This is a genomic window from Pseudochelatococcus sp. B33 (assembly GCF_053570585.1).
On sequence record NZ_JBSEFH010000022.1, the window covers coordinates 1 to 15623 of the forward strand.

The 15623-nt window shown below is 63.0% G+C and carries 16 protein-coding genes and 1 pseudogene; 12 read left to right on the forward strand and 5 right to left on the reverse strand.

From position 1 onward, the window contains the following. Positions 1 to 194: 194 nt before the first annotated feature. From ACUSIJ_RS21645 to ACUSIJ_RS21670, 6 genes are all read left to right on the forward strand, one after another. A complete protein-coding gene (locus tag ACUSIJ_RS21645; protein ID WP_449310505.1) occupies positions 195 to 419 on the forward strand; it encodes a hypothetical protein in 225 nt (74 codons plus the stop codon). A gap of 236 nt (positions 420 to 655) precedes the next feature. Continuing rightward, positions 656 to 2407, forward strand: coding sequence for a ribonucleoside triphosphate reductase (locus ACUSIJ_RS21650; protein ID WP_449310506.1), 1752 nt, complete (start codon positions 656 to 658; stop codon positions 2405 to 2407). An 18-nt stretch (positions 2408 to 2425) separates the two neighbouring features. Continuing rightward, positions 2426 to 2629, forward strand: coding sequence for an anaerobic ribonucleoside-triphosphate reductase (gene nrdD, locus ACUSIJ_RS21655; protein ID WP_449310507.1), 204 nt, complete (start codon positions 2426 to 2428; stop codon positions 2627 to 2629). After that, positions 2622 to 3308 (forward strand): anaerobic ribonucleoside-triphosphate reductase activating protein, encoded by a 687-nt coding sequence (locus ACUSIJ_RS21660; protein WP_449310508.1) that lies wholly within the window; start codon positions 2622 to 2624, stop codon positions 3306 to 3308. The genes nrdD and ACUSIJ_RS21660 overlap by 8 nt, the downstream gene beginning before the upstream one ends. A 471-nt stretch (positions 3309 to 3779) precedes the next feature. Further along, the gene (locus ACUSIJ_RS21665; protein WP_449310509.1) at positions 3780 to 5177 is read left to right on the forward strand and encodes an MFS transporter; all 1398 of its coding nucleotides are present in this window, start codon (positions 3780 to 3782) and stop codon (positions 5175 to 5177) included. 641 nt (positions 5178 to 5818) lie between these two features. Then, positions 5819 to 6265 carry a hypothetical protein gene (locus ACUSIJ_RS21670; RefSeq protein ID WP_449310510.1) on the forward strand — a complete coding sequence of 149 codons (447 nt, stop codon included), beginning with the start codon at positions 5819 to 5821 and terminating at the stop codon, positions 6263 to 6265. Between the two features lie 485 nt (positions 6266 to 6750). Here the strand turns inward: ACUSIJ_RS21670 and ACUSIJ_RS21675 are convergent. Beyond that, a pseudogene (locus ACUSIJ_RS21675) lies at positions 6751 to 6876 on the reverse strand (terminase small subunit); the annotation flags it as partial. Positions 6877 to 7026: 150 nt separating this feature from the next. Here ACUSIJ_RS21675 and ACUSIJ_RS21680 point away from each other — a divergent pair. Beyond that, the gene (locus tag ACUSIJ_RS21680) at positions 7027 to 7320 is read left to right on the forward strand and encodes a hypothetical protein (protein ID WP_449310511.1); all 294 of its coding nucleotides are present in this window, start codon (positions 7027 to 7029) and stop codon (positions 7318 to 7320) included. Between the two features lie 345 nt (positions 7321 to 7665). Here the strand turns inward: ACUSIJ_RS21680 and ACUSIJ_RS21685 are convergent, their stop codons facing one another. The 3 genes from ACUSIJ_RS21685 to ACUSIJ_RS21695 all read right to left on the reverse strand — a co-directional run bounded on the left by ACUSIJ_RS21685 (position 7666) and on the right by ACUSIJ_RS21695 (position 9179). Continuing rightward, the gene (locus ACUSIJ_RS21685) at positions 7666 to 7935 is read right to left on the reverse strand and encodes a hypothetical protein (protein ID WP_449310513.1); all 270 of its coding nucleotides are present in this window, start codon (positions 7933 to 7935) and stop codon (positions 7666 to 7668) included. A gap of 134 nt (positions 7936 to 8069) precedes the next feature. Then, a complete protein-coding gene (locus ACUSIJ_RS21690; RefSeq protein WP_449310514.1) occupies positions 8070 to 8495 on the reverse strand; it encodes a hypothetical protein in 426 nt (141 codons plus the stop codon). A gap of 183 nt (positions 8496 to 8678) precedes the next feature. Then, on the reverse strand, positions 8679 to 9179 hold the full coding sequence (locus ACUSIJ_RS21695; RefSeq protein ID WP_449310515.1) for a DUF6790 family protein: 501 nt from the start codon (positions 9177 to 9179) through the stop codon (positions 8679 to 8681). Positions 9180 to 9529: 350 nt separating this feature from the next. On the opposite strand from ACUSIJ_RS21695, the gene ACUSIJ_RS21700 reads away from it, so the two are divergent. Beyond that, a complete protein-coding gene (locus ACUSIJ_RS21700) occupies positions 9530 to 10168 on the forward strand; it encodes a Vgb family protein (RefSeq protein ID WP_449310516.1) in 639 nt (212 codons plus the stop codon). Positions 10169 to 10342: 174 nt separating this feature from the next. Here the strand turns inward: ACUSIJ_RS21700 and ACUSIJ_RS21705 are convergent, their stop codons facing one another. Then, the gene (locus tag ACUSIJ_RS21705) at positions 10343 to 11140 is read right to left on the reverse strand and encodes a MetQ/NlpA family ABC transporter substrate-binding protein (RefSeq protein ID WP_449310517.1); all 798 of its coding nucleotides are present in this window, start codon (positions 11138 to 11140) and stop codon (positions 10343 to 10345) included. Between the two features lie 123 nt (positions 11141 to 11263). Here ACUSIJ_RS21705 and ACUSIJ_RS21710 point away from each other — a divergent pair, with 123 nt between their 5' ends. The 4 genes from ACUSIJ_RS21710 to tauA all read left to right on the forward strand — a co-directional run bounded on the left by ACUSIJ_RS21710 (position 11264) and on the right by tauA (position 15531). Next, positions 11264 to 12400 carry a methionine ABC transporter ATP-binding protein gene (locus ACUSIJ_RS21710; protein WP_449310518.1) on the forward strand — a complete coding sequence of 379 codons (1137 nt, stop codon included), beginning with the start codon at positions 11264 to 11266 and terminating at the stop codon, positions 12398 to 12400. After that, on the forward strand, positions 12381 to 13034 hold the full coding sequence (locus tag ACUSIJ_RS21715; RefSeq protein ID WP_449310519.1) for a methionine ABC transporter permease: 654 nt from the start codon (positions 12381 to 12383) through the stop codon (positions 13032 to 13034). The genes ACUSIJ_RS21710 and ACUSIJ_RS21715 overlap by 20 nt, the downstream gene beginning before the upstream one ends. 111 nt (positions 13035 to 13145) lie before the next feature. Next, the gene (locus tag ACUSIJ_RS21720; RefSeq protein ID WP_449310520.1) at positions 13146 to 14321 is read left to right on the forward strand and encodes a M20 aminoacylase family protein; all 1176 of its coding nucleotides are present in this window, start codon (positions 13146 to 13148) and stop codon (positions 14319 to 14321) included. A gap of 205 nt (positions 14322 to 14526) precedes the next feature. Next, positions 14527 to 15531 carry a taurine ABC transporter substrate-binding protein gene (gene tauA / locus ACUSIJ_RS21725; RefSeq protein ID WP_449310521.1) on the forward strand — a complete coding sequence of 335 codons (1005 nt, stop codon included), beginning with the start codon at positions 14527 to 14529 and terminating at the stop codon, positions 15529 to 15531. The last annotated feature ends 92 nt before the right edge of the window (positions 15532 to 15623 follow it).

The window sequence follows — 15623 nt, forward strand, 5'->3', positions numbered from 1 at the left end:
GATAATCGGCGATTTCCGCGACACACCTCAAGGCGCAGCGTGGAACGCGGCGGTGCCTTGATCGGATCGCCGGTCATGCCGCAACTCTCCCCCACGAAGGCGCGATATTCACCCTGTGCCAACCTATCTCGCCATCGTCGTGGTGCGAGGTGAGGGCGTCAAGGACTGTGCCATCGCCGCTGTCGTGGCGCTGCATGGCATCGATTGTGGCGGTGATCTGTTCTGGGGTGATGTCATTCGGGTTAGGCATCGCCGGCGCCTCCCTGCTTCTCGATAACGCGATCGAAGCGCTCTCCCCGCCGATCGATGGCGCGCTTGATGTCGCCGGGATTGCCGGTTATGCGCGCCTCGATGCCGGTCAGCGCGTCGTTCGTAACATGATTGCACGCGATGAATTCCTTCACCCCCGCCTGCAATGACGCCACCGACGTGCGGGAGCGGTTTAAACATGACAGGTGGCCTGTTGCTCCGGTTGACGACGCGACACTTTGCCCTGGAGCGGCAGGCCGAATCGCTATATATAGTGTCTTAAAATCATAGAAGCGCGATATATAGCATATCCGAGTGGCGCTTCCGGGCTTATGCGTGATAGCGGAGAATCTCGATGCACACTGCCCACATACCGCTCCCCCCTGATCCTCTTCCTGGAAAGGCGTTGGACCGCGATATCGTGGAGGATGCGCTGCTGCGGGCTCCGGCGGGGGCAAGCGTGACCATCGATCCTGTTTCGACCATCAACGAATATCTCGAATGCACCGACTGGCGGGTCAACGCCAACGCCAACCAGGGTTATTCGCTCGGCGGGCTGATCCTCAACGCCTCGGGCAAAATGGTGGCCAACTACTGGCTCTCGCACGTCTATCCCGAGCGTATCGGCGACGCCCACCGCAACGGCGACCTGCATATCCACGATCTCGACATGCTGGCCGGCTATTGCGCCGGCTGGTCCCTGCGCATGCTGCTGACGGAAGGGCTGAACGGCGTGCCGAATAAGGTCGAGGCCGGCCCGCCCCGGCACCTGTGGAGCGCGGTCGGGCAGATCGTCAATTTCCTCGGCACGCTCCAGAACGAATGGGCCGGCGCGCAGGCCTTCAGCTCCTTCGACACCTACATGGCGCCCTATGTCCGCATCGACCGGCTCGGCTATGAAGACGTGCGCCAGTCCATGCAGGAGCTGATCTACAACCTCAACGTCCCCTCGCGCTGGGGCACGCAGACGCCGTTCACGAACCTCACCTTCGACTGGACATGCCCCGAGGACCTGCGCGACGAGGTGCCGGTGATCGGCGGCCGGGAGGCGGATTTCACCTACGGCGAGCTGCAGACCGAAATGGACATGATCAACCGTGCCTATATGGAGGTCATGGCGGCCGGTGATTACAGGGGGCGGGTCTTCACCTTCCCCATTCCGACCTACAACATCACGCCCGACTTTCCCTGGGAGAGCGAGAATGCCGAGCGCCTCTTCGCCCTGACGGCAAAATACGGGCTGCCCTATTTCCAGAACTTCGTGAATTCGGACATGAAGCCGAACATGGTGCGCTCCATGTGCTGCCGGCTCCAGCTCGACCTCGGCGAACTGCTCAAGCGTGGCAACGGCCTGTTCGGCAGCGCGGAGCAGACCGGCTCGCTCGGTGTCGTCACCGTCAACTGCGCCCGGCTCGGCTATCTCCACAAGGGCAATGAAGCGGCGCTGTTCGACCGGCTCGACGAACTGCTCGCCATCGGCCGCGACAGCCTCGAAATCAAGCGCCGCCTCGTGCAGCGGCTCATCGACGGCGGCCTGCTGCCCTATACGCGCCGCTATCTCGGCACGTTGCGGAATCATTTCTCGACGCTCGGTGTCAACGGCATCAACGAGATGATCCGCAACTTCACCGACGACACACACGACATCACGACCGACGAGGGGCATGCCTTCGCCTTGCGTGTCCTCGACCATACGCGGGCGCGGATCGTCGGCTTCCAGGAGGAAACCGGGCATCTCTACAATCTGGAGGCAAGCCCCGCCGAGGGCGCGACCTACCGCTTCGCCCGCGAGGACCGCAAGCGCTATGCGGGCATCCTGCAGGCGGGGACGGAGCACGAGCCCTATTACACCAACTCCAGCCAACTGCCGGTCGGCTTCACCGACGATCCGTTCGAGGCGTTGATGCGGCAGGATGCGTTGCAGTGCAAATATACCGGCGGCACGGTGCTCCATCTCTACATGGGCACGCGGTTATCCTCGGCCGAGGCCTGTGGCAAACTGGTGCGGCGCGCGCTTGAAAATTTCCGCCTGCCCTACATCACCGTCACCCCGACGTTCTCGATATGCCCGAAGCACGGCTACATCGAGGGCGAGCATGAGTTCTGCCCGAAATGCGACGCGGAAATCCTCGAAAGGCGGCGGCTCGCGTCCGCCTGAAACCGAAAGGATAGGATCATGAACAAGATGATAGACGCCCATGCCCTGCGGGACGCCGTTCAGCCCGCCGCTCTTGCGCTGTGCGACGAGGAGCGCCAGCGCTGCGAGATCTGGACCCGCGTGATGGGCTACCATCGCCCGGTTTCCTCGTTCAACCGCGGCAAGAAGGGCGAATTCCATGAACGCCGCTACTTCACGGAAGAGCGCGCGCGCCTTGGCTGAGGGGGACACGAAGTCCATCCGGGTCGGCGGTCTTGAGCGCCTGTCGCTGTGTGACTGGCCCGGAAAGCTCGTCGCGACGGTCTTCTGCCAGGGCTGCCCGTGGGACTGTCCCTATTGCCACAACCCGCATCTGCTGCCTGCGCACGGCGGGCAGATGATCCCCTGGCCCGATGTGCTCGCCTTCCTCGAAACCCGGCGGGGTCTTCTGGACGGCGTCGTGTTCTCAGGCGGCGAGCCCACGATGCAGAGCGGACTTCCCGGCGCGATCCGGGACGTGCGCGCTTTTGGGTTCGGCATCGGCCTGCATTCCGCCGGCCCCTATCCGGAGCGGCTGGCGGCGGTGCTCCCGCTCGTCGACTGGGTGGGGTTCGACATCAAGGCCGCCTTCAGCGAGTACGACCGCGTCACGCGCGCACCGCGCAGCGGGGAGCGGGCGAAGAAGAGCCTGGAGCATCTGCTGAAAAGCGGGGTCGCCTGTGAGCTGCGCACCACGGTCGATCCCCACCTGCTGGATGACGCAGCGGTCGACCGCCTGCGGGCGGACCTTGCCCGGTTCGGCACATTGCCCCTCAAGCTTCAGGCATTCCGTGCGATCGGCACCCGTTATCATGCCGGCGCCAACGAGCGCCACAGTGACAGCGACAAGGATATTCGTGAGAGCGATAGCGCGCTGATTTGATGGCAGCGTAACCGTCAGCTGGGCAGACATATATGACTCCGCTTCCCGGATCACTTCGCGTAAGGTGTCGCCGGCCGCTGTCGCGAGCTTCTTGTGGAGATCTCTCATGCACCAATCCTTTCATGAGGCCCTGCCGGGCAAGCCACCGACAGTGAAAAAGGGCCTCAGGACGGCACGGGAGACGGTGACAACGGCAAAGGAAGGGAGACCGCCGAGCGGCCGCGCCCATCCCCTCCACCGAAGCCGTGGCCCGATACTACACCGAAGCCGCCCAGGCAGTGACCCGCGCCGTCAGGCTCTCCGCCCCCACCGAGGAAGAAGCCGGCTTCTACCTCACCCGGGATGATTTTATTGAGGTTATGGACCTTCTAAAGCGTCGGGCCGCCCAACGCGCCGCTCACAAAAGGGCGAGGGCTGAGCCAACAAAAGCGCCGAAGAAACTTGTGCAGGCAGTATGAAAAGGGCCGAAGGTTGCAAACGCTCAAAGCTGTTCCCCTGATTGTTGCTTCGTCCCTCATCATGCAGCAGATCGACTCGACCGCTATCACCACGGCTTTACCTTCGATGGCAGTGGATCTTGAGGTGCCGCTGATCGGGCTGCATTCGGCCGTCACGACTTATCTGTTGTCCCTTACCGTTTTCCTGCCGATCAGCGGCTGGCTCGCGGACCGCTTCGGCGCCCGACGGACTTTCTGCGCCGCCATTGGACTGTTTACTCTGGCCTCGCTGGCCTGTGCTGCCTCCGTCAATCTGCCGATGCTCTTGCTGTCGCGCTTCGTGCAGGGTTTTGGCGCCGCGATGATGCTGCCGACGGCCCGTCTCATCCTCGTTCGCTCCGTACCGCGCTCGGAACTCGTCTCGGCCATGGTTCTGATGAGCATGCCGACGGTGATAGGCCCCGCGGTCGGACCTCTGTTGGGAGGCTTCATCACTGGCATCAGCTCGTGGCGCTGGATCTTCTGGATCAATCTGCCCTTCGGCGTGCTTGCAATCGCATTGACGCTCCTGCTGATTAAGGAGATCCCACAAGAGGAAAGGTCGCCATTCGATTTCACCGGCTTTATCCTGGCCGGGTTTGGCATCGGGGCCGTTGTCTTTTGTCTTGATTCCCTTCCTCGGGGGCTGAGCTGGGAACTGCTTGTTCTGGCGCTTGCCGGTTTTGCCAGCATCGGGCTTTATATCCGGCATTCCAGCGTGCACCCCGGTCCGATCCTCGACCTTGATCTCTTCCGGTATCCAACTTTCCGCGCCAGCCTGCTCGGCGGCTCGTTCTTCCGCATCGGCTTCGGCGCCTTGCCCTTCATGCTGCCCTTGCTGATGCAGGAGGTGCTCGGCTACACGCCGCTCCAGTCGGGCGCAATGACGTTCATTTCGGCGATCGGAGCCTTGGGGATGCGCACGGTCACCCAGCGCATCCTGCGCCGGTTCGGCTTCCGCTCCGTACTGTTTTGGAACGCCCTGATCGCGAGTTCTTCGGTGGGGATGTGCGCCGCCTTCACGCCGGGCACCGCCCCGGCACTGATGATGTCGGTGATCTTCGCCGGCGGCTTCTTCCGCGCCCTGCAGTTCACCGGCGCTAATACACTGGCCTTCGCCGACGTTCCGGATGCCAAAATGAGCCATGCGACATCGCTTGCGCAAATGGGTCAGCGTATCTCGCAGGGGGTGGGGGTGGCAACCGCCGCCGGTTTGCTGCACTTCTTCTCAGGCGGATCCAGCCATCTTACCAGCGCGGCTTTTTCGATGTCTTTTCTCGTCATCGCCGCAGTTTCAGCAGCATCCTGCTTGTCGTTTTTCATGCTGCCGAAAACTGCTGGCGACGTTCTTGCCGGACGTGAAAAGGATCACATCGAGGAAGCGGGAGCCTGAATGCCGCCGCAGCCGCCCTCGACGGTTGCGGGTGGTATAGGGTTGAACCCGGCTTGTGAGCGAGGATCCCTCATGGAACGCCGAGGAGCCGGCGCAGCACCTCCCTGTCCGCCTCCAGCTTTTCGAGCCTACCCACTATCTCTCCGCGATCACACGATGATAATTGCAGGCCAACATGCTCGTCTTGACCCTGACGATAAAATCGTCCGGTAGCCTCGTCCGCGAACTCAGCTATGATCTGAAGACCCTCGATTCTCTCGTCCTGTCGGCCATCGCTCATGGTCAAAACCCTGTCGTTCGTCACTGAAATTGAATGCCCGTACTGCTCCAGGATTGTCGACTTCAAAGTCAGGGATGTGCTCCTATGGATGCCATCGCCTGAGCATAACGAATAGCGGAGTGGCATCCGCCGAGGGAGAGAGCCGGGTTTTCCGCCACAATCACGGGCGACAGTAAGTGCCGATACATTTCCGGAGAGGAGGCATTGAGCAATGATCTTACGTCATTCGCTTTCCGCCACGCTGCTGAGTGTGATCGCATTACCGTTGACGACGTCGGAGGACAGCACGGCCAATGCCGGCTTCAATGAGCGGCTCATCCGAGCATCGCGTTAAGCGCCTCGGTGAGGGTCCATATCCGGCATGCGATTGAATTATATACTCATCTATTCGGCCTTGCTCTGCGTCGGATGCGTGCATCGCTCTGCAGAACAGGCGCTGGAGGGTAAGTCGGCATTGCTCGGCATGAGCAAAACCCAGGTGCGAATGTGCGCTGGTCTGCCGAACAAGACCGTGACTGACGACGGCGACGAGATCTGGAGTTATGAGCGCGTCGTGTCTGGAGGAACGGCCATAAGCCTTCCGACGTTACCCACCAATTTCGCGATTCCCATGTCGATTCCGGGACCGCATTTTTCGCAGAGCAATATATCATACTGTCATGCTCAGGTCCGGTTCGTACAGGGGCGTGTGGTGGAGGTTGCTTATGCAGGCGCGACCGACATACTCAACGCGCGCGACGCGGCCTGCGGACAGGTTGTCAGAGGCTGTATCGGTTATCGGCCACCGAATGTTGGCGGCGCCGACTGAATGAGATCGCCTTCCATGACGTGACCAATCTGGTGCGCTCTCTCGCCCGCGTCCCGCTAGGTGGAGCACACCCCGAACATCGCATCAAACGCCGTTGGCGAGGAGGGCGAGCTATGGGCAGTGTCTTTTTCGCCACAATTTTCAGCAACAAACAGCTTCCCAACACGGGAGGCATTGAACAATGATCACTCGTCGCCTGCTGTTCGCGCCGCTTCTTGGTGCCCTGCTCGCACCGCTGGTTGTCACGCCCCAGGACGTGGCTGGCGCGCAGCCGTTTCCGCTGCCACCGGGCCCCGGCCCCCGTCCACAGAGGCGTCGTCGCAGACGTCCTCCACCTCCGCCACGTGGCCGGCGGTCACGGCGTAGACGCCCTCCGGTACAGAGAAGGCGTCGTAGAGGAGACGCGCCTGGGAGGAGGAACCGGTACAGACGCCCGCGCCCGTAGGGCGCCGCCGCTCCAACAGTAGGGCGCCGCTCGGTTCGAATTACCCGAACATCGCGTCAAACGCCTCGGGGGCGTCCGCCTCGTGCTGCTTCGCTGTTTTCTCGCTGTAACCGGCCGGGATCGCCGCCTGCGTCGCACTCAGGTCTATGAGGTACTCATCGACGAAACGGCGCTGCCTTCATCCGCAGGAAAGCGAAGGGCGGCGATCTCCTGCTTATGGACACGCATTCTGGCCTGCTTATTGCAGCGCAATAAACGCTGGACTCTCGGCTGGTTTCGCTTACGCTGCCGCTGGCAACCAACAAGGAGCCCCCGAATGAGTGAGCAAGACCAGAAGATTTCCAATCTGTTCACCGAACTCACTGCGCTTCGCATTGTACTCCAAGAACTTGTAGCGAGACGTGCGCTCGATACGAATAACCCTCAGCTCTTCATTGAGAACTTGAAGACCGCATCTATAAACGATCTCTCACACGTTGAAACTTTCGGACAATCACCACATCACGACGATGCCATCAGAAACGATATTCGCAGTGCAGTCGTCCGCCTGCTTGATGAGTTGAGAATACCGAGGAAGTCGGAAGCGGCACCGGTGCGAAACGAAGCGTAGGGACAGTGCGTGGATAGACTCCGGCCCATGCCGGATTACATGCCACAGTCCAAACGCACCAGCTGATAGAAAGCCCGGACTTAAAGAGGGGCAAAAGCCCGGGCCGCGTTATCAGCCATGTCGGAGCCACGATATTGGCCATTTCTGCCCTGGTCGGACCCTTTCGGATGGGGCTCTACAGGGACTTTACGCGCTCATTAACCGACTGCGCGTTTCAATCGCTCGCGGTATGGCGGCCTGCTGAAGCAGGACTTGAGGACGGCACCGGTAGACAGCCGGCTTCGTCCTCATCATCGCCGCGGATGACCCAGCATTAGCATTCGCACGCCAAAGCGGGCCGGGATCTCAACCGCTCTTAGCGCCGCGCCACGCAGCGATAAGCACCGTTGCCAAGCCTGCCACGATTGCTGTCCCAAGTGCATAACGCCAGCGTTCGTTTTCGGTCTCTTTGAGCCGTTGATCGACGATCTTGTGGGCGAGATCGGGGCTCTGCTCGGCAATCTTGCGAAGTTCGGCCAATTCGGTGTCGAGGTGGACGTGGCCGATGGCGACGGGGTTGAAAATACGCGTCTTCCCATGCCGTGTAGCGTCATCATTGCCGGCTGCTTGTGCCATGTCGGCCCCCGTTCTGAGGTAGATACAGTTTCTGAGGTAGATACAGTCTCAAAACGATACACCCAGACCTCCAGCGATTGCCAGCGGGGGCCTGACCATATGACCGGCCATGGGGAGATGCCGAGAACACAATTCTATGAACCGCGAGCAGCAGATACCGTTGACAGGGCGTCGATGAAAGCGACCGCCTCGCCGGCGGTTTTGGGGCGCACGCGTATCAAGGCGCCCCGCCTGAAGCCGGTAAGCTTAAGCAAGTTGCTGTTGCGACCCCGCCCGGTGTAGTAAAATTCCGGCTCGATGCCAGTAGCGGCGACCACGCCACGCGCCGCCGGAGTATCAATTATCCAGATTGACTGGACAGTTTCAGCCGACTTGTCGACGGCAAAGGCCGTCCCTGTCGCCGTGACGAACGCGGATATGAATTTCGTCCCGTCCTGGGATTTTTGGTCAGGGTGAACCCTGATATCCGCTCGTATCGCTATTGCGGAAAGGATCTCGTCTGTTGTGGGATTCTTGATGAGCTTGGACATACCGGGCGCCATTGTGGGGATGGTGAACATACTAGCCCATCCCACACGCCGTACGCGAGCAGAACACAATCATTGATTGCGGGGATGGCGGCCCGCCTATTAAACGTTCTATTCCGGCGTGTCATTGATATAGATCAATCGTGACCACGATTCGCACGCTCTCCGGTCCCGATTCAGATTGTTCTCGCTTACCTGCGTCCTGAGAGCGCGGCCCTACGAACCATGAGCGGACCGCTCTTTCCTTTCCGCCCATAGCTGCAGCCAGATCAGCAGCGGCGGCGTGATGATGGTCAGCCCGAGGAGGATGCCGGCATTCCCCGGCGCGTAATTGCCGGCATTGATGATCTCGCGGATATGGCCGATAGCCAGGCCGACGTAAAAGAGCGACACGGTGGCGACCACGGCCGCTTTGAATGGGAGAGAGCGCCAGAACGCAAGCACCGCGACAATGCCTATCGAAATGTCAGCAATCCCGATTTCGTACTGGAACGGGCTTGGCTCCCAATGGATGAATGAGGCGGCGGTTTGGGGCGCGAACACGTGGAAAAGGCCCGCCCATATGCCCTGCACGCCAACGGATAGAAGCAGGAGCCACGACAGATAGCGGCGCGGCGGGTTCGGATCGCTTTTGTCCCGCGCCGCTGCGACGATCGCCGCAATAAACAGCAGGATCGGCAAGTTGGTCAGAAACAGCCGGATGGCTTCAGCGATCATCGTGGCCCCCTACCCCCGCTTCATCCCCATTGGTCCGGGCCGGCGCATGAGAGTCAAGCACAACCAAAGGTGGGCCTACATCCTCGATATACGTGCAGCTACACGGCCGATGATGAAAGTCCCGTCATCGAGAGTGAGCGTGATCGGCCGATAGCGATCGTTTCTTGACGTGCACAATATCTGCGGAGGGTCGCTGTCTGGATCAGTTCCACCTGCCTGACGATGATCTCGCCGCCGTCGCTGACTGCGGTATCGCTTGGTCGATCTCCTCCGTTCCCGACAACCTTGTTACTCCCCGCTCCGCTGGCGAACGGTTAGAGGTTGTTCGTCATCATGGACAGGGTGGAAACATGAAACGACATCAAGCAGACATTCTCACGGAATACGGCCCCTTCCCCGGCGTCGACGCGGTCCATGGGCTCACCTTCGACGGGCGGCACGTGTGGTTTGCGTCCGGACACGGGCTGAATGCCCTTGATCCGGAAAGCGGCAAGGTGCTGCGCTCGCTCGACATCGCCGCGGATGCAGGAACGGCTTTCGACGGCCAATGCCTGTTCCAGATCGCGGGGGACCGCATCCAGAAGGTCGATCCCCAGACCGGCGATGTCCTCGCCAACATCCCGGCGCCGGGCGGCGCTGCGGGCTGCGTCTCCGGCCTTGCCTGGGCCGAGGGGTCGCTCTGGGTCGGGCAGTACCAGGACCGGAAGATCCATCAGGTCGATCCCGAAACCGGGGCAGTTCTTCGCACCATCGAATCGGAGCGCTTCGTCACCGGGGTGACCTGGGTCGACGGCGAGCTCTGGCACGGCACGTGGGAGGGCGACGACAGCGACGTGAGGCGCATCGATCCCGAAAGCGGAGCGGTTCTGGAACGGATCGAGATGCCCCCCGGCACAGGCGTGTCGGGACTCGAATCCGACGGCGGCGATCGGTTCTTCTGTGGCGGCGGAAAGAGCGGCAGGATACGCGCCATCCGCCGGCCGCGATAGAGCGCTTTCCGATCAAATGAAATCGTTTGCGCGACCCGTTCCGGTCTCGCCCGAAAAGCGAAACCCGGCAGTGCATCGGAAGATTGCACCGCCGGGTCTCATGTCGTCGGGAGGAGTTACACTTGCTCGCAGATACGCATGCGGGGAGAAGCGCATGCGATGGGATGAGCCGGCTCAGAAGGCGGGCAACTGGCCGGGAAACTTGTCCTTGATCAACTGGCGGATGGTATCGTTCTGATAGGCCGCGACCAGCTTCTTGAACACCGGCTTGTCCTTGTCCTCGGTGCGCACGGCGATGAAGTTGGCGTAGGGGTTGTTCTTGTCGGATTCGATGGCGATCGAGTCCTTGCCCGGTATCAGGCCCGCCTGCACGGCGTAGTTGGTGTTGATCGTCGAGGCGTCGGTGTCGTCGAGGCTGCGGGCGAGTTGCGCCGCGTCGATCTCGCGAATCCTGAGGTTCTTCGGATTCTCGGTGATGTCGAGAACCGTCGGCAGCAGGCCCACCCCGTCCTTGAGCTTGACGAGGCCGAGCGCCTGCAGGAGCAGCAGCGAGCGGCCGCCGTTCGACGGATCGTTCTGGATGCCGATGGTCGCGCCGTCCTTCAGCTCGTCCACCGACTTCAGCTTCTTGGAATAGAGGCCGATCGGGGCGATGATGGTGTCGCCGATGGGTGTGATCCGGTAGCCCTTGGTCTTGATCTGGTTCTCGAGGAAAGGCCGGTGCTGGAAGGCGTTGGCGTCGAGGTCGCCCGCATGGAGCGCCTCGTTGGGCAGGAGATAGTCGCTGAACACGACGACCTCCACCTCGAGCCCGTCCTTGGCCGCGATCTTCGTCACCTCTTCCCAGATGATCTCGGCATCGCCCGCGGAAATGCCGACCTTCACCTTTTCCTGCGCCTGCGCCCCGGCGTTCAGGGCCGGACTCGCCGCCAGAGCGAGGCCGGCAAGGGCCGCAAGAAACCAACGCTTCATGATGAACTCCTGAGTAGACTGTCGTCCCCGCCCAAAGCGGCCGGAATGCCTCGTTGCGCTTGAAGCTATAAAATCTATAGAATATATGTCAATCGATTTCATGCGACAGGGACTGAGGCGGATATGACGATTTCAGCGCCAACGCCGGATGCGGCGGAGGCAATCGGCCCGGAGGCGGCACCCTCATTCGCGCGGCGTGGCGGACGGGTGACGTTCGAGAACGTCGGCAAGGCCTTCGACATGCCGGGCGGGCGGGTCAACGCCCTGCAGGACATCAGCTTCACCGTCGAGCCGGGGGAGATCTTCGGCATCATCGGCCGCTCCGGCGCGGGCAAGTCGACGCTGATTCGCACCGTCAACGGGCTGGAGCGCCCCACCTCCGGCCGGGTGCTGGTGGAGACCGGGGGCACGGGCGTCGATGTCGGCAGCCTCTCGGTCAACGAACTGGCGCTGCTGCGCCGCGACATCGGCATGATCTTCCAGCACTTCAATCTGCTGTCCTCGAAGACCGTGGAGCGCAACGTTGGCCTGCCGCTGCGCCTCGCCGGCGCCTCGCGGGGAGAAACGGCGCACCGGGTGACGGAACTGCTCGCCCTCGTCGGCCTTTCCGACAAGCGCGGACGCTATCCGCGCGAACTGTCGGGCGGGCAGAAGCAGCGCGTCGGTATCGCCCGCGCGCTGGCACGCAATCCCGGCATCCTGTTGTGCGACGAGGCGACCTCCGCGCTCGATCCGGAGACGACGCTCTCGATCCTCGGCCTGCTCAGGGACATCAACCGTCGCCTCGGCCTGACCATCATCCTCATCACCCACGAGATGGAGGCGATCCGTGCCATCAGCGACCGGGTGGCGGTGATCGAGAAGGGGCGCATCGTCGAGATCGGCCCGGTGTGGAAAGTGTTCGGCGATCCGCAGCAGGAGGCGACACGCGCGCTGCTCACGCCCCATGCCAACGAGCTGCCCGACGACCTGTCGCGGCGCATCGCGCCTCTGCCCTCCGCGGGGGCGGCGCCGGTCTTCGCCCTGACCTACACCGGCGAGGAAGCGGGCGAGCCCAATCTCGGGGCGGTGTTCGACGCCCTGGGCCACGACGCGCGGCTGCTGCACGGCACACTCGATCGCATCCAGGGCCGGGCGCAGGGACGGCTGCTCATCGCCACCCCCGCCGTGCCGGCGCAGGACGCCGCGCACCTGCTCAACATCCTGAAGGCGCTTCCCCCGCGCGCGGAGATCATCGGTTATGTCGGCGGCCCTCTTTAACCTGTTCCTCAACGCCGTCTGGGAGACGCTGCTGATGGTCGGCGTGTCCGGGCTCGTCACGCTCGCCCTCGGCGGCCCGCTCGCCATCGTCCTGGTGACGACGGCACCCGGCGGCGTGTTCGAGGCGAAGGCCGTCAACCAGGTGTTGGGGGCCATCGTCAACGGCTTCCGCTCGACGCCGTTCATCATCCTGCTGGTGGCGCTGATCCCGTTCACGCGGCTCATCGTGGGGACGACCATCGGCATCTGGGCGGCGATCGTGCCGCTCAGCATCGCCGCCATCCCGTTCTTCGCCCGCATCGCCGAGGTCAGCTTCCGCGAGGTCGACCGCGGTCTGATCGAGGCGGCGCAGGCCATGGGCGCGAGCCGGCTGCAGATCATCTGGAACGTGCTCATCCCCGAGGCGCTGCCCGGCGTCGTCGCCGGTTTCACCATCACGCTGGTGTCGCTCATCTCCTCCTCCGCCATGGCCGGGGCGGTGGGCGCGGGCGGGCTCGGCGATCTCGCCATCCGCTACGGCTACCAGCGGTTCGAGACCACCGTGATGCTCGCCGTCATCGCCGTGCTGATCGCCATCGTCATGACCGTGCAGTTGACCGGCGACTACTTCGCCTATCGGCTCAACAAGCGCTAGAGCGTATTCCGATCGATAAGAATTCGCTCAAAATCAAAGAGTTGGAGCATGTCATCATTTCCATGAAATGATGACATGCTCTAGGATGAGGTAGCCGCACAGGAGCCCGCTATGCCCGATGCCATTTCGATCCCGCAGGCAATCGCTGCCTTCAACGACGAGATCGTCGCCATTCGCCGCGACATCCACCAGCACCCCGAACTCGGCTTCGAGGAGGTGCGCACCGCCGCCCTCGTCGCCGAACGGCTGGAGTCCTGGGGCATCGAGGTGCACCGGAACATCGGCCGCACCGGCGTCGTCGGCGTGCTGCGCGCGGGCGGCGGCAACCGCAGCCTCGGGCTGCGCGCCGACATGGACGCCCTGCCGCTGACCGAGGAGACGGGACTGCCCTTCGCCTCGACGAGCCCCGGCCGCTTCCACGGCTGCGGGCACGACGCGCACACCGCCATCCTGCTGGGGGCGGCGCGCTATCTGGCGCAGACGCGCAACTTCGACGGCACGGTGGTGTTCGTGTTCCAGCCCGCCGAGGAGGGGCTCGGCGGCGCGCGGGCGATGATCACTGACGGCCTGTTCGAGCGCTTCCCGGTCGATGAGATCTACGGCCTGCACAATTCCACCATCACCCCGCACGGCCATGTGCATGTCTCGCCCGGCCCGGTGCAGGCGGGGGCGGATTTCTTCGACATCGTCATCACCGGCACCGGCGGCCACGCGGCACACCCGCATGCGGCGCGCGATCCGGTGGTGGCCGCGGCAGCGCTGATCACCGCGCTGCAGAGCATCATCAGCCGCCACGCGCCGCCGCGCGACTCGGCGGTGCTGTCGGTCACCGCCGTGAACTCGAACGTGTCCTACAACATCATCCCCGAGACGGTGCATCTGCGCGGCACCGTGCGCACCCTCGACGGGCCGCTCAAGTCGCGCATCGCCGAACGCATCCGCGCGGTTGCGGCCGGCATCGCCGTCGGCCACGACGTGCGCGTGGAAGCCGATGTGCGCGAGGCCGCCTCGCCGCTCGTCAACACGCCGGAGCAGGCGCAGGCGATCGCGGGCGTCGCGCGCACGGTGGTGGGCGGCGAGAACGTGACGACCGACTGGCGGCCGAGCATGGGCAGCGAGGATTTTGCCGAATATCTCGCCCATGTGCCCGGCGCGTTCTTCTCCCTCGGCCACCACGGCGACGTCCCGCTGCACAACCCGCGCTTCTTCCTCGACGAGGGGATCCTGCCGGTCGGCGCGACGCTGTTCGCCCGTCTCGTCGAGGATCGGCTGAAGCCCGCCGGCTGAATGAGCGCGCCAAATATCGTCATTATTCTGTGAATTAATAATTTAGACATTTTATATAGATTTAATTGACGATCTCCGCTTCCTATGCGTTAAATCGTGGGATGACGGTCGGCACTCCGGCGGATCCGGCAGGTGTGAGCTGCCCGGACAACGGCCGGGCAATTCTTCACGCGATCGTCCTTTCCAGTTTCATAGTGGGGGTCCTATGGCTATTTCCCGGCGTATTCTTCTTGTAACCGCGGCTGCCTTCTCGTTCGCCGTTTCCGCGGGCGCCGCCCTTGCCGCCGACAAGCTCGTGATCGGCTACCAGACGACCGTCGACCCGGGGAAGGTGTCCCAGGCGCAGGGGCTCTACGAGCAGGCGATCGATCTGCCGATCGAATGGCGCAAGTTCGACGCCGGTTCGGATGTGATCGCGGCCATCGCCTCGGGCGACGTGCAGATCGGCCTCGTCGGATCGAGCCCGCTGACGGCGGCAGCGTCCAGCAAAGTGCCGTTCCAGACCATCTTCATCGCCGGCCTGCTCGGCGACGCCGAGGCGCTGGTGGTTTCCGACAAGTCCGGCATCAAGGAACCGAAGGATCTCATCGGCAAGAAGATCGCCGTGCCCTTCGTCTCCACCGGCCATTACAGCCTCCTGGCGGCACTGAAGCACTGGGACATCGACCCCAAGCAGGTGCAGATCCTCAACCTGCGTCCGCCGGAGATCATCGCCGCCTGGGAGCGCGGCGACATCGACGCGACCTATGTCTGGGACCCGGCGCTCGGCAGGGCGAAGGAGAGCGGCACGGTGCTCGCCTCCTCGAAACAGGTGGGCGAATGGGGCGCGCCGACCTTCGACGCCTGGATCGCCCGCACCGATTTCATCGAGAAGCACCCCGAGGCCGTCCGGCAGTTCGTCAAGATCACGGGCGAGGCCAACGCCGCCTACCGCAAGGATCCGGCGGCATGGACCGCTTCCTCCAAGGAAGTCCAGGACATCGCGCGCCTCACCGGCGGCAAGGCCGAGGACGTGCCCGGCATCCTCGCAGGCAATGAACTGCCCACGCTGGAAGAGCAGGCATCGGCCGAGCTGCTCGGCGGCGGGTTGGTCAAGGCCATCGCCGACACGGCCGCCTTCCTCAAGGAGCAGAACAACATCCCGGCCGCCCTGCCCGACTATTCGCCCTATGTCACCGATCGTTTCGTGAAGGAGGCGGCGGGCTCCTGACGGGCCCGCGGCAGAAACCGCATCGCGGGTGCAGCGGTCTGCAGGCGGGGCATGGCCGGCCTTGCCTGAAGACCGTGTACGCCTTGTCGCCG

Coding starts and splice junctions, on each gene's coding strand:
- ACUSIJ_RS21645 (WP_449310505.1), top strand. CDS start 195: ATGGCATCGATTGTGGCGGTGATCTGTTCTGGGGTGATGTCATTCGGG.
- nrdD (WP_449310507.1), top strand. CDS start 2,426: ATGAACAAGATGATAGACGCCCATGCCCTGCGGGACGCCGTTCAGCCC.
- ACUSIJ_RS21670 (WP_449310510.1), top strand. CDS start 5,819: ATGCGATTGAATTATATACTCATCTATTCGGCCTTGCTCTGCGTCGGA.
- ACUSIJ_RS21680 (WP_449310511.1), top strand. CDS start 7,027: ATGAGTGAGCAAGACCAGAAGATTTCCAATCTGTTCACCGAACTCACT.
- ACUSIJ_RS21685 (WP_449310513.1), bottom strand. CDS start 7,935: ATGGCACAAGCAGCCGGCAATGATGACGCTACACGGCATGGGAAGACG.
- ACUSIJ_RS21690 (WP_449310514.1), bottom strand. CDS start 8,495: ATGTTCACCATCCCCACAATGGCGCCCGGTATGTCCAAGCTCATCAAG.
- ACUSIJ_RS21695 (WP_449310515.1), bottom strand. CDS start 9,179: ATGATCGCTGAAGCCATCCGGCTGTTTCTGACCAACTTGCCGATCCTG.
- ACUSIJ_RS21700 (WP_449310516.1), top strand. CDS start 9,530: ATGAAACGACATCAAGCAGACATTCTCACGGAATACGGCCCCTTCCCC.
- ACUSIJ_RS21705 (WP_449310517.1), bottom strand. CDS start 11,140: ATGAAGCGTTGGTTTCTTGCGGCCCTTGCCGGCCTCGCTCTGGCGGCG.
- ACUSIJ_RS21710 (WP_449310518.1), top strand. CDS start 11,264: ATGACGATTTCAGCGCCAACGCCGGATGCGGCGGAGGCAATCGGCCCG.
- ACUSIJ_RS21715 (WP_449310519.1), top strand. CDS start 12,381: ATGTCGGCGGCCCTCTTTAACCTGTTCCTCAACGCCGTCTGGGAGACG.
- ACUSIJ_RS21720 (WP_449310520.1), top strand. CDS start 13,146: ATGCCCGATGCCATTTCGATCCCGCAGGCAATCGCTGCCTTCAACGAC.
- tauA (WP_449310521.1), top strand. CDS start 14,527: ATGGCTATTTCCCGGCGTATTCTTCTTGTAACCGCGGCTGCCTTCTCG.